Genomic DNA, 13,287 nt, shown 5'->3' on the forward strand with positions numbered 1-13,287 from the left:
GGTTTTTTTTAGTTGTATTGTGCCAAAAGGACTAGACTGAAATAAGGTCGGTTCTGTGAAATGCTAAGGTTCATGGTAAACTCACAGCAAAATTGAGCTTTTCATTCAAGTATTGCTGGGTAATTATGGCTAACACGCATCATGGTTTCGACTTCGAACAACTTTTAGAGAGCAATCTCGATGAGGCATTACAACCGCCGTCAATGTATAAAGTTGTATTATTGAATGACGATTACACTCCTATGGAGTTTGTAATCGAAGTTTTACAGAAATTTTTCTCGCTAGATATTGAGCGTGCAACGCAACTGATGCTTACCGTGCATTATGAAGGAAAGGCGATTTGTGGTGAATTTACCGCCGAAGTGGCGGAAACAAAAGTCATGCAAGTGAATCGTTACGCGAAGGAAAATGAGCATCCGTTGCTATGTATGCTGGAAAAAAGCTAATCAGCCCATATATCTAGGCTGAGACCCAAGCGTTAACCGATCGGAGGTGCCTAATGCTCAATCAGGAACTGGAACTCAGTTTAAATATGGCTTTCGCCAGAGCGCGTGAGCACCATCACGAATTTATGACCGTCGAGCATCTACTCCTCGCGTTAATCAGCAATCCCGCTGCGCGCGAAGCGCTAGAGGCCTGCTCGGTCGACCTCACTGCACTGCGTGCGGAACTGGAAACGTTTATACAGAAAACGACGCCAGTCCTTCCCGAAGCTGATGAGGAAAGAGAAACTCAACCCACTTTAAGCTTTCAACGCGTTCTGCAACGTGCGGTTTTCCACGTCCAATCATCAGGGCGAAGCGAAGTCACTGGTGCTAACGTGCTGGTTGCCATCTTCAGTGAACAAGAGTCTCAAGCGGCCTACTTGCTTAGGAAATATGAAGTAAGTCGTTTAGACATTGTTAATTACCTCTCACATGGCACGCGGAAAGATGAGAGCGCTGAGGACAAATCATCTGAAAGTAGTGCTTCCTCAGATGACGCGGCAAGTGGCTCCAGCGAAGAACGTATCGATAGTTTCACGACCAATCTCAATCAATTGGCTCGTGTTGGGGGCATCGACCCATTAATTGGCCGTGAGAAAGAGTTAGAAAGAACGATTCAAGTTTTCTGCCGTCGCCGTAAAAATAACCCGCTGTTAGTGGGTGAGTCTGGCGTGGGTAAAACGGCTATCGCTGAAGGCCTTGCTTGGCGTATCGAGCAAGGTGATGTACCTGACGTAATGAAAGAGTGTGTAATCTATTCGCTCGATATCGGCTCGCTTTTAGCGGGAACAAAATATCGAGGTGATTTTGAAAAGCGTTTCAAAGCTCTGCTAAAACAGCTTGAGCAAGATCAGAATAGTATTCTTTTCATCGATGAAATTCATACCATCATTGGGGCAGGTGCAGCCTCGGGTGGCCAAGTCGATGCAGCAAATTTAATTAAGCCTTTACTCTCCAGCGGCAAAATCCGCGTGATGGGCTCCACCACCTATCAAGAATACAGCTCAATCTTTGAGAAAGACCGGGCTTTAGCTCGCCGTTTCCAGAAAATTGATATTGTCGAACCGACTCTAGATGAGACGGTAAAAATTCTGACTGGGCTTAAACCGAAATATGAGAAGCACCATGATGTGCGCTATTCGGCTAAAGCCATCCGCGCTGCGGTAGAGCTAGCTGTCAAATATATCAACGACCGCCATCTTCCCGATAAGGCGATAGATGTGATTGATGAGGCGGGTGCGAGGGCGCGTTTGCTCCCTAATAGTAAACGCAAAAAAACGATCAATATTCAAGATATCGAGACCGTCGTCGCGCGTATTGCACGGATCCCTGAAAAAAGTGTTTCCGCTACCGACCGCGATACCTTACGCAGTCTGGATGACCGTTTGAAAATGCTGGTATTTGGTCAAGATAAAGCGATCAATGTGTTATCAGAAGCGATCAAAATGAGTCGAGCAGGCTTGGGTAATGAGCATAAACCAGTCGGGTCATTCTTATTCGCAGGGCCTACTGGTGTGGGAAAAACTGAAGTGACGGCCCAATTGGCGAAGGCTTTGGGAATTGAACTATTACGGTTCGACATGTCCGAATATATGGAACGTCACACCGTTAGCCGTCTGATAGGTGCCCCTCCTGGCTATGTCGGCTACGAACAAGGTGGTTTATTAACCGACGCGGTTATCAAGCATCCACACGCCGTGGTATTGCTGGATGAAATAGAGAAAGCGCACCCGGATGTGTTTAATTTACTCCTGCAAGTGATGGATAACGGCACGCTAACCGATAATAACGGCCGTAAGGCAGATTTCCGTAACGTGATTTTGGTGATGACTACCAATGCGGGAGTCCGTGAGACTGAACGTAAAACCATTGGTTTGATTCAACAAGACAATAGCACCGACGCGATGGAGGAGATTAAAAAGCTGTTTACTCCAGAGTTTCGTAATCGTCTTGATAATATCATTTGGTTCGAACATCTCTCGACGGCAGTGATTCAACAAGTTGTAGATAAGTTTATTGTTGAACTGCAAGCCCAACTCGATCCGAAAGGTGTGTCGTTGGAGGTGAGTGATGAAGCACGTGAATGGTTATCCGAGAAAGGTTACGACAAAGCGATGGGAGCTCGTCCGATGGCTCGAGCTGTACAAGAAAACCTGAAAAAGCCTTTAGCGAATGAACTGCTCTTTGGTTCCTTAGTTGATGGCGGTTCAGTATCAGTTGGTTTAGATCGTAAAAAAGATCAGCTGACCTATCATTTTGAAAGTGCAGCGAAACAAAAAGCTGAAGGGACTGTTCACTAGCCAAGAAAAAGGCCGGATTATCCGGCCTTTTTTTATGGCAGTCGTTAAGTTAACAATTAACGACTACGGAAGACAATGCGACCTTTCGTTAAATCGTAGGGGGTCAGTTCAACGGTGACTTTATCACCGGTAAGAATACGAATGTAGTTTTTACGCATTTTACCTGAGATATGAGCAGTAACAACGTGCCCATTTTCGAGTTCTACACGGAACATGGTGTTGGGTAACGTATCGAGTACGGTTCCCTGCATTTCAATATTGTCTTCTTTGGCCATCGAATCCTCTGAATGGACTAACTTAATGTTTACTCGACAGAATAATGCCGAAGTCTTATACCTGTGTAAAGAAAAGACGACCCATTAGGTCAGCGCTTGGCGTCAAGCGAGCAATCTTTACGTGAATTTGGGTGTTATGTCGCTTGAGGAACACGGTTAAGTAAGGCGTTAATCGCCATATACTGTCACGTTATTTCACAAGGAAAGCGTGGGGTAAAAGGAAAATAGGGTGTTAACTAAACCGCCACCATCATAACAAGCGCCAGTATTATACTACCTTTTTATGAAAAAAGCCTGTTAAACATTCACCCTGTTCTAAAATAACCGCTGTTTAACCCAGCAGTCTGAGGGAATAATTTGTTTCTGAAGGTCCGCTAATAGCGTCATAAACTGTTGGCGGGGGATGTCGCGAGCCCCTAGCGAAGCGGTATGAGGATTTAAAATCTGGCAATCTATTAGTTTTCCACCATAAGCCGAAAAATGTTGGCAAAGTTGATATAGCGCGAGTTTAGAAGCGTTAGGTTGACGACTAAACATCGACTCTCCGCAGAAAATACCACCTAGCGCCATTCCATAGATTCCGCCAACAAGTTTGTCTTCACACCATACTTCGAGAGAGTGAGCTTGACCGATTGCGGCCAACTCACACCACGCCGTAATAACCTCTTCAGTGATCCAAGTTCCCTCAACATGTGTACTTGCACATCCCTCTATCACCGCTTGGAAAGCGTGATTAAGGGTGATCTGATAGGGGCAATGGCGTAGAAACCGCTGCATGCTGCGACTAAGGTGAAAAGACTCGGTCGGTAAGACGGCACGGGGGTCCGGACTCCACCATAAAATAGGGTCTTCTTCGGAGAACCAAGGAAAAATTCCCTGCTGATACGCGCAGATTAACCTCTCAGGTCGTAGATCACCGCCGTAGGCGAGTAATCCTTGTGGAGAGGCTAATGCAGAATCCGGGGAAGGAAACTGCACAGTAGGCTGATTATCTAAGCAGGGGAGATAGATAGCACTCATTACGCACGTTGCCCCTGCTGACGCTGGCGGAAGGCATGATAACGGGCTTTTTGTGCCATTAGCTGTTGATGTGTGCCTTCCTCTATAATACGTCCCTGGTCCATGACACAAATTTTATCGACCGCTTCAATCCCTGTCAGCCGGTGTGTCACCATCAACACCGTTTTTTGAGCCGTTACCTTTAGTAAGAGTTGCATAATCAGACTCTCGGTCTGAGCATCTAATCCTTCTAGGGGCTCATCTAATAACCAAATCGGCGCATTGTGTAATAGCGCACGCGCTATTGCTAATCGACGGCGCTCGCCACCGGAAAGCGGTCTGCCGCCTTCTCCTAACCAGCTATCTAATCCTGCGCCTTCGAGGAGCGTTGTCAATCCTACGACGGTCAAACTTTCAATAAGTTGCGCATCGTCAGCCTGCGGATGGGCAAGCGTAAGATTCTCACGTAAGGTCTGATTAAAAATAGCGACACGCTGGCTGACTACCGTAATCATTGTCCTAAGTTGAGGTTCTGAATAGGCTTTTATGGGCTGATTATTGATACGAATTTCACCGGCTAATGGGTCCCATGCTCGGGTGAGTAACTGTAATAACGTTGTTTTCCCACATCCGGTGCTACCTAATAGTGCCACTTTCTGTTTCGCAGCAAGATGAAGTGTTAAGTGATTTAACACTTTGGGCCCTGTAGTGTGATAGGCAAAATCGACTGCCTCTACAGAAAACTCTGCAGCACTATCCTGAGTGATAACGGGTTGAGAAGGAAAAGTCACCGCTGGCTGTTGCGTTAATAACTGGTTTAAGCGATCAGCAGCAATCGATACCTCAGACATATGTAAGAAAGCCGTTGCAACTGGACCTAGCGCTTCAAAAGCGGCCAGGACACAAAATACTAATAGCGCATTATCAGCCGTAGCGATTTGACCCACCTGATGGCGAGACATAATGATAAAAACCGCGACGATGGTTAAGCCAGTAAGGAAAATAATCAAGCTCTGTGCCAAAGCATTGAGATTTTGCTGCCGCGCTTGAGTCGCTAACCACTCTCTCTCAGTCTTATCAAGTTCTGCCCGCCAGTCATGTAGCGGTGGAAATAATAATAGTTCAGACATTGCGCTAAGGTGAGTAGTGAGTTGTTGCCGATAGGCAGCACTTAGGCTAGCAATCTTTTCACCTGCTGGTTTTCCGACACGATAGAAGAGTGGAGGGAAGAGCAGGATAACGGCGGTCATGACACCTGCGACCACAAGTGCAGCATGAAGATTGATATAACTTAACCCCACGCCGACTACCAGAGTGACCAGTAAAGCGCCTACTAAGGGTGAGATAACCCGTAAATATAAATGATCTAAGGTCTCGACATCGCCGACAAAACGATTTAGTAAATCGCCTTGACGAAATTGATGCGTCCCAGCAGGGGCAAGAGGATAAATTTTACTAAAGATGGTGACCCGAAGATGTTTCAATACCTTAAAGGTTGCATCGTGGCTCACTAAACGCTCGAGATATCGTGCAACGGTTCGAAGGATCGCCGCACCGCGTACCCCTGCTGCAGGTAGCATGTAGTTGAAAGTATAAATACCAGCACTTCCAGCCATTGCTGAGGCTGCGAGGAACCACCCCGAGAGGCTGAGCAGCCCCACACTGGCAAGCAGAGTTATCGTCGCTAATGCTACGCCGAGAATTAACTGCCAACGGTGCCTGCGCCACAGTGTTAAAAAAGGGAATAATGCTTTCATTATTCAATTTCTCCTGAGCGATGACTTAATAAGCGTTGGAACAGGCCACTCTCCGTGGCGAGCGAATTAAAATCACCCATTTGGACAATGTGTCCTGCCTCCATAACGAGAATAGTTGGCCAGTCGGTCAGTTGATCAAGCTGGTGGGTGATCATAACGGTCATTTGTTGATGACTCGCCTGCTGCAAGCAGTCCATAATTTGTTGTTCATGATGGCGGTCCAAACTGGCGGTTGGTTCATCAAGCAGTAAAAGTCCAGCCTGTTTTGCTAACGCGCGAGCAACCGCAATACGTTGTGCTTGCCCAACGGATAGATTCTGGCTCTCTTCATTCACTTCAGTGGCTAAGCCTTGTGGTAAACGATCAAGAAATTCATCAATACCGGTTTGCACGACCAACTCATTCAAGGCTTCGTCAGTCAGTTTTCCCTGCGCAGAAATATTCTCTGCAATTGAGCAGGGGAATAAGCGAGGATGTTGGCCGACCCAGCTTACCCATTTTAACCAGGTTTCACGCGATAGTTGATTGAGCTCTACACCGTTAATCAGCAGGGATCCTTGATAGGGAAGAAAGCCCAGTAATGCATTAAGGAGTGTCGTTTTTCCCGAGCCACTCGGGCCGACGATGGCTACGCGTTGTTTCGCCTTAAACTCAAAATTCAGTGGACCAACAAGGGAGACCCCTTCGATTGAAGTAATGACCCAGTCGCGGGCTTCGATTGTCAAGGTTGAAGCATTGTTTAGGATTGGATTGTGATGCTGTGCCGTAGAGCCAAGGTTTTCCGTTTCACAGAGGAAAGTTTCAATCTCATCGGCAGCCCCTGTGGCTTGCGCTTTAGCATGGTAAAAGCTACCTAAGTCCCTCAGTGGTTGGAAGAATTCTGGTGCTAGAATCAATGCAATGAAGCCCGCAAATAAGGTCACAGCGCCGTGATAGCTCCCAAAATGAAAGACACCAAGATAGGAAAAACCAAAATAGACCGCGACAATTGCGATTGAGACCGAGGCGAAGAATTCCAACACCGCTGATGAGAGAAAAGCGATACGTAGGACTTCCATTGTCCGTAAGCGGAATTGCTCCGTACTTTCAGCAATAGCTTGTTCTTCTGCTTGGCGTCGATTAAAAAGACGAAGGGTATCTAGCCCACGTATACGATCCAGAAAATCACCACTTAGGCGCGCTAGTGCAGCAAAGTTACGGCGGTTCGCATCAGCCGCTCCCATACCGACCATTGCCATGAAAAGTGGGATCAGCGGTGCAGTGAGGAATAAAATGGTCGCAGCGGCCCAGTTTATCGGAAACAGTGTAATCAGAATCAGGAGTGGGATGACGGCAGCCAAGGTCATCTGTGGCAGATAACGGGCGTAATAATCGTGCATTTTTTCAATTTGCTCATGCAGCAAGGTTGTCCAACTCCCCACCGGCCGAGAACCTACCCAGACGGGTCCTAATGCCTCAAGACGGTTCAAAACGATTTGGCGGATAGATTGTCGTAGTGCTTCGCCCGCTTTGACGCCAACTTTTTCGCGCAAGGTGTGCAGTACCGAGCGTAAGGTGAAACAACCGATTAGCAAGAGCAGCCAAGGATAAAGGGTAGGAAGGGGACGATGGTCGATAAGCGCTTGTTGCAGAAGTTCTGCTAAACAGTAGGCCTGCAGAAGAATAGCGAGTGCGCTGCTGGTGCCGAGAATGACCGAAAGATTAAGCCAACGTTTAGCATGAATACGTTGTGCTTTGAGCCAGAGGGTGAGTTGTTTTTGTCTTGATTTATCCACGGAAGAGTCACTAACCTGTTGGAATTGAACATCGACTATCTGAAATTTTCGACAACTCTAGCACGTTGGACATTAAAAAGGCGACAGATAACCTGTCGCCGGGATTAACCTAGATCATACAATTAACAAATTAGTTATTTTCGCTAACTAATCCATCTAAATAACGCTCAGCATCGAGGGCGGCCATACAGCCAGTTCCTGCTGAGGTAATAGCTTGACGGTAGTTATGATCCATCACATCACCTGCGGCAAATACACCAGGAATGCTGGTTTGTGTCGCGTTACCGGCTAAACCTGATTGCACCACAATGTAGCCATCTTGAAGAGTCAGTTGATCGGCGAAAATTGCTGTATTGGGTTTATGACCAATCGCGATAAATACACCTGCCACGGCTAACTCATCAATACTCTCATCGTGAGTCGACTTAAGCTTAACGCCGGTTACGCCCATCTCATCACCAACGACTTCTTCCAAAGTACGGTCGGTATGCAAGATAATATTACCGCTGCTCACTTTATCCATGAGTCGGTCAATCAGAATTTTCTCTGCACGGAAATTATCGCGGCGGTGAATGAGGTGAACTTCTGCAGCGATATTGGATAAATAGAGTGCTTCCTCAACCGCAGTGTTTCCTCCGCCCACAACGGCCACTTTCTGTTTCCGGTAAAAGAAACCATCGCAGGTCGCACAGGCTGAGACGCCACGTCCCTTAAATGCTTCTTCGGAAGGCAGGCCAATATAACGCGCTGAAGCACCCGTCGCGATAATCAATGCATCAGCAGTATACTCTTCGCTATCGCCAAATAGACGGAACGGACGTTGTTGCAAATCAACACGATTAATGTGGTCAAGAATAATTTCAGTATTAAACTTCACTGCGTGTTCATGCATACGGTCCATGAGGAGAGGGCCAGTCAGATCGTTAGCATCCCCTGGCCAGTTCTCAACCTCTGTCGTCGTGGTCAATTGGCCGCCTTTTTCAACCCCAGTGATTAAGACAGGGTTAAGGTTGGCTCGTGCAGCATAAACCGCAGCGGTATAACCCGCAGGACCGGATCCTAGGATTAAGAGTTTGCTGTGTTTGGCCATTTTTATTCCTCAGAGTTAAATCGTAATTTTGTTGATTGTAAGGAAACTTCATCACGAAAAAAAGGTTCTGTCGATTTTGTTCTCTATTACTGCGATAGGTAAAGGTGTGGTGAATGATCAAAATCGGTGTGATGGCGTTTACCTTAGGGATAAACCGTCTTTTTTCCTAAATTAATCCATCCTAATGGATAAAAATAAAAAAAATACCGAATGTTGTACTGAAAAAAGATGTTTTACTTTGACAATCCGCTATTGTTTTGCGAAAACAAGGGAAGCCGTTAATCGCTTCAGCATAACGGTAATAAGCTACAACACAACATAAGCGGGCCAAACAATCCCCGGGCACAGGGGCGGGCTTTGCAATTCAGGCTCGGAATAAATGAGATAATCAAAAATGGTAGATAACAAAAAGCGTCCTAGTAAGGACCTCGATCGTATTGATCGCAATATATTGAATGAATTACAGAAGGATGGGCGAATCTCTAACGTAGAACTGTCAAAGCGAGTCGGCTTATCGCCAACACCTTGCTTAGAACGTGTACGTCGTTTAGAGCGTCAAGGTTTTATCTTGGGTTATACGGCACTGTTGAACCCTCATTACTTGGATGCTTCTTTACTCGTTTTCGTTGAGATAACTCTGAATCGTGGTGCTCCTGATGTCTTCGAACAATTCAATGCTGCGGTTCAAAAATTAGAAGAAACCCAAGAGTGTCATTTAGTCTCTGGCGATTTTGATTATCTGCTTAAAACCCGCGTCCCTGATATGTCTGCCTACCGTAAACTGCTTGGTGAAACCCTGCTACGCTTACCCGGTGTGAACGACACAAGAACTTATGTTGTGATGGAAGAAGTTAAGCAAAGTAATCGTTTAGTGATCAAAACTCGCTAAACCAGACAGGTGCAAAGGCTGAATTTTTTCGGTACACTCCTGTAAATGCATACAGGGACAACGTATTAAGCGTTGTTCCTTCCTCCCTAGACAGGCACCTGGAGAGTACTCTTGAGCCAGGAATACATTGAAGATAAAGATATTGCATTAACCCCGATGAGTAGCGGACGCCGTCTACTAGAAGCACTACTAATTTTAGTAGCGCTATTTGCCGTCTATTTGATGGTTTCATTAGTCAGTTTCAACCCTTCTGATCCCAGCTGGTCACAAACCGCTTGGCACGAACCTATCCATAATTTAGGGGGTGGAATCGGTGCCTGGTTGGCGGATACCTTGCTCTTCATTTTCGGAATGATGGCTTATGCAATCCCAGTGGTTATCCTTGGCTTGTGCTGGATTGGTCACCGCTATCGTTTCAAAGAGCAACATTATGTCGACTTTTTTGCGATTGGACTGCGCTTGATTGGCGTGTTAAGCCTCGTCGTAACGACTTGTGGTTTAGCCTCGTTGAATGCCGATGATATTTGGTATTTCGCATCGGGAGGGGTGATCGGCAGTTTGGTCAGTAGTGCGATGTCGCAATATTTCGCTCCTGCTCTAGGTACACTGATTTTACTCTTCATCTGGGCGGCTGGTATTACCCTTTATACGGGATGGTCTTGGCTTACCATCGCCGAGAAAATCGGTAAATCTGTGATGGGGATACTCACCTTTGCGAGTCATCGTCGGGGAGAGGAGGTTTGGGAAGATGAGGAAGAGAGTGAACCCTTTGCTCCAGAGCAGATCGCTAATAGCCAGGCTCCAACCCCCAAAGCGAGCAAAAGTGTGTTCCGGCGCTTAGCCAACAAGCAGCCATTCTCTTCAGCTGCTACAGACCAACAGGATCCATTATTGGCTCCTCGTCCCGCAGTGCAGAAGCCGGTTACGCATGACGACTATGATCCGCTATTAGATTACGATCCTTTATTGGACTATCAACCTAATGCTGAATTTTCCGCGGCGAAGCCTGAGCAATCAGTCGCTCCGTCATCGGTTGCCTTTACCGCTCCAGCCAGTGAGCAGGTAGAAAGTATTGAAAAGACAGTGGTTCAACCCTCTGCAGAGATAACACAGTCCCCTGCGCCAGTGATAGCGGATAGTCCTCGCGCCGAAAGCGTCGTGCCACCGGCAGAGATGCCAAAGCACAGTGTTCAGATAACCGAGCCTAAGTCTCAGCCTGTTTATCATTTTGAGATCCCGGCAGAGACCCGTGAATATCAACCTGTTTCACAGCAAACAACGCGGAGCGATGCGGTCACCTCCGCGGTGACGCCTCAAGTGAGTACTCCTGCTGTGGAATTATCACAAATGCCCACAACGGCAGCGAGCATCGCAACGACTGCTGCCACCTCTACGGCATCAAGTACTAAACCGCAATCACCTTTTGCAGCAGCAGCTAGCATGGGCAAATTAACGACTCCTGATCTATCAGGTCAGAAACTTAAAGAGCCGAGTTATAACGCTCAGGTTAAGCAGGGGATAGGCCCAGAATTACCTCGCCCTAATCCGGTACGTATCCCTACACGCCGCGAATTGGCTTCTTATGGCATTAAACTGCCCTCACAACGGCAGGCTGAAGAAGAACTTCGTCAACGTCAAACTGGGACGTATCAGGAAGAAAATATTGATGATGAGCAAGCCCAGCATAATGCTGAACTTGCCGCACAATTTTCAGTACAACAAAAGCAACGCTATGCAGAGGTTGACGCTACTGACATCACCGCACCAGATCCTGAAGAGCTGGCACAGCAAGAAGAACTGTCTCGCCAGTTCCATGCGTCGCAACAACAGCGTTATGAGCAACCTAACACCGTTGATAGCGTGCAAAAAACGCCGCTCGTCGATTTAGCCGATTTCAGTTTCTCGCCGATGGAAGAGTTAGTCTCTGAGACACCGAGTGAGCCACTCTTTACTATTACGCCTACCGAGCCGACCGCTCCTGCTCAGCCTGAACCGGTAATGCCGGTATACAGTGAAGCGGTTGAGGCAGCGCCAACGCCGGTTGCTCCAGATGAAGTCGAAAGCCAGAGTGCAGCAAAAGACAGTTTATTCCATCCATTCTTGGTACGACATGAGCAGCCTCTAGCCAAACCGACAACACCTCTGCCGACGCTAGACTTATTGACGGCCCCTCCGGCTGAAGAAGAGCCCGTCGATATGTTCGCATTGGAGCAAACAGGGCAGTTGGTGGAAGCACGGCTTGCGGATTTCCGTATTAAAGCCGACGTCGTTGGTATTTCTCCGGGGCCGGTGATTACGCGGTTTGAGCTAGACCTTGCACCAGGAGTGAAAGCCGCCCGTATTTCCAACCTTTCCCGTGACCTTGCTCGTTCACTTTCCGCTATTGCAGTGCGGGTGGTCGAAGTTATCCCAGGGAAACCCTATGTTGGCCTTGAACTACCTAACCAGCATCGCCAAACCGTTTATCTTCGTGAAGTGCTAGATTGCCCAGCATTTCGAGATAATCCATCGCCATTGAGTGTGGTCCTCGGTAAAGATATTTCAGGTGATCCGGTGGTGGCCGACCTCGGTAAAATGCCGCACTTACTTGTTGCCGGTACTACCGGTTCGGGTAAATCTGTTGGTGTTAACGCAATGATCCTCAGTATCTTGTATAAAGCCACGCCAGATGAAGTACGCTTTATCATGATCGACCCGAAAATGTTGGAATTATCGGTCTATGAAGGGATCCCGCATCTGTTAACCGAAGTGGTTACCGATATGAAGGATGCTGCCAATGCGCTGCGTTGGAGCGTGATGGAGATGGAGCGTCGCTATAAATTAATGTCGGCGCTCGGTGTTCGTAACCTAGCGGGCTACAACGAGAAAATTGAACAAGCGGAAGCCATGGGACGTCCAATCCCTGACCCATTCTGGAAGCCAGGTGATAGCATGGATACTCAGCCGCCAGTCTTGGAAAAGCTTCCTTATATTGTTGTGATGGTCGACGAATTTGCCGACCTAATGATGGCAGTGGGTAAAAAAGTTGAAGAGCTAATTGCCCGTCTCGCCCAAAAAGCACGTGCGGCTGGCATCCACTTGGTACTTGCGACACAGCGGCCATCGGTGGATGTTATTACCGGTTTGATCAAGGCTAACATCCCGACACGTATCGCCTTTACGGTATCGAGTAAGATTGATTCCCGGACTATCCTTGACCAAGGTGGTGCAGAGTCCTTACTTGGAATGGGGGATATGCTTTATATGCCGCCAAACTCATCAATGCCAGTGCGGGTACATGGTGCCTTCGTCCGTGACCAAGAAGTGCATGCCGTGGTTCAAGATTGGAAAGCTCGGGGTCGACCGCAATATATCGATAGTATTACTGCGGGTGATGAGAGTGAAAATGGCGCTGGGGGACTCGACGGTAATGGCGAGGATCTCGATCCGCTGTTTGACCAAGCGGTAGCCTTTGTGGTGGAAAAACGTCGAGCCTCCATCTCAGGTGTTCAGCGTCAATTCCGTATCGGTTATAACCGGGCGGCGCGGATTATTGAGCAGATGGAAGCGCAGGGGATTGTCTCCGAGCCAGGCAATAACGGTAACCGAGAGGTTCTCTCACCCCCTCCTCACGAGATGTAATCACGTACTCGTATTAAGAAATAGGCCAGAGTTAACTCTGGCCTATTGTTTATGCAAAGAGTGCCCCCATATCAACTTTACACCCATTCTGCTGTT

General features: G+C 47.5%; 9 protein-coding genes. 4 read left to right on the forward strand and 5 right to left on the reverse strand.

The genetic code is table 11. The features are described from left to right. The first annotated feature begins 125 nt into the window (after positions 1–125). Together clpS and clpA are read left to right on the forward strand one after the other, a co-directional pair. Entirely contained in the window at positions 126–446 is a 321-nt protein-coding gene (gene clpS, locus QJR74_RS05405) for an ATP-dependent Clp protease adapter ClpS (RefSeq protein ID WP_304373545.1), read from the forward strand. Positions 447–499: 53 nt separating this feature from the next. Further along, a complete protein-coding gene (gene clpA, locus QJR74_RS05410) occupies positions 500–2,785 on the forward strand; it encodes an ATP-dependent Clp protease ATP-binding subunit ClpA (protein WP_304373546.1) in 2,286 nt (761 codons plus the stop codon). Positions 2,786–2,841: 56 nt separating this feature from the next. Here the strand turns inward: clpA and infA are convergent, their stop codons facing one another. The 5 genes from infA to trxB form a co-directional block, all read right to left on the reverse strand. After that, positions 2,842–3,060 (reverse strand): translation initiation factor IF-1, encoded by a 219-nt coding sequence (infA, locus tag QJR74_RS05415; RefSeq protein ID WP_028684310.1) that lies wholly within the window; start codon positions 3,058–3,060, stop codon positions 2,842–2,844. 315 nt (positions 3,061–3,375) lie between these two features. Further along, positions 3,376–4,080 carry a leucyl/phenylalanyl-tRNA--protein transferase gene (aat, locus tag QJR74_RS05420; RefSeq protein WP_441007633.1) on the reverse strand — a complete coding sequence of 235 codons (705 nt, stop codon included), beginning with the start codon at positions 4,078–4,080 and terminating at the stop codon, positions 3,376–3,378. Beyond that, complete coding sequence (gene cydC / locus QJR74_RS05425; protein ID WP_304373547.1) at positions 4,080–5,816, reverse strand: heme ABC transporter ATP-binding protein/permease CydC; 1,737 nt, start codon at positions 5,814–5,816, stop codon at positions 4,080–4,082. The genes aat and cydC overlap by 1 nt, the downstream gene beginning before the upstream one ends. Then, the gene (gene cydD / locus QJR74_RS05430) at positions 5,816–7,591 is read right to left on the reverse strand and encodes a heme ABC transporter permease/ATP-binding protein CydD (RefSeq protein WP_304373548.1); all 1,776 of its coding nucleotides are present in this window, start codon (positions 7,589–7,591) and stop codon (positions 5,816–5,818) included. Before cydD ends, cydC begins: the two co-directional genes overlap by 1 nt. A gap of 130 nt (positions 7,592–7,721) precedes the next feature. Continuing rightward, entirely contained in the window at positions 7,722–8,687 is a 966-nt protein-coding gene (trxB, locus tag QJR74_RS05435; protein WP_304373971.1) for a thioredoxin-disulfide reductase, read from the reverse strand. Between the two features lie 388 nt (positions 8,688–9,075). Between trxB and lrp the strand changes: the two genes are divergently transcribed. Both lrp and QJR74_RS05445 read left to right on the forward strand, forming a co-directional pair. Continuing rightward, the gene (gene lrp, locus QJR74_RS05440) at positions 9,076–9,570 is read left to right on the forward strand and encodes a leucine-responsive transcriptional regulator Lrp (RefSeq protein ID WP_048911880.1); all 495 of its coding nucleotides are present in this window, start codon (positions 9,076–9,078) and stop codon (positions 9,568–9,570) included. 111 nt (positions 9,571–9,681) lie between these two features. After that, entirely contained in the window at positions 9,682–13,191 is a 3,510-nt protein-coding gene (locus QJR74_RS05445; protein ID WP_304373549.1) for a DNA translocase FtsK 4TM domain-containing protein, read from the forward strand. Positions 13,192–13,287: the final 96 nt, after the last annotated feature.

It is taken from the genome of Tatumella ptyseos, assembly GCF_030552895.1.
Taxonomy (GTDB): Bacteria; Pseudomonadota; Gammaproteobacteria; order Enterobacterales; family Enterobacteriaceae; genus Rosenbergiella; species Rosenbergiella ptyseos_A.

Bases quoted from the DNA above. Each gene is read 5' to 3' on its own strand.
- clpS (WP_304373545.1), top strand. From the start codon at position 126: ATGGCTAACACGCATCATGGTTTCGACTTCGAACAACTTTTAGAGAGC.
- clpA (WP_304373546.1), top strand. From the start codon at position 500: ATGCTCAATCAGGAACTGGAACTCAGTTTAAATATGGCTTTCGCCAGA.
- infA (WP_028684310.1), bottom strand. From the start codon at position 3,060: ATGGCCAAAGAAGACAATATTGAAATGCAGGGAACCGTACTCGATACG.
- aat (WP_441007633.1), bottom strand. From the start codon at position 4,080: ATGAGTGCTATCTATCTCCCCTGCTTAGATAATCAGCCTACTGTGCAG.
- cydC (WP_304373547.1), bottom strand. From the start codon at position 5,816: ATGAAAGCATTATTCCCTTTTTTAACACTGTGGCGCAGGCACCGTTGG.
- lrp (WP_048911880.1), top strand. From the start codon at position 9,076: ATGGTAGATAACAAAAAGCGTCCTAGTAAGGACCTCGATCGTATTGAT.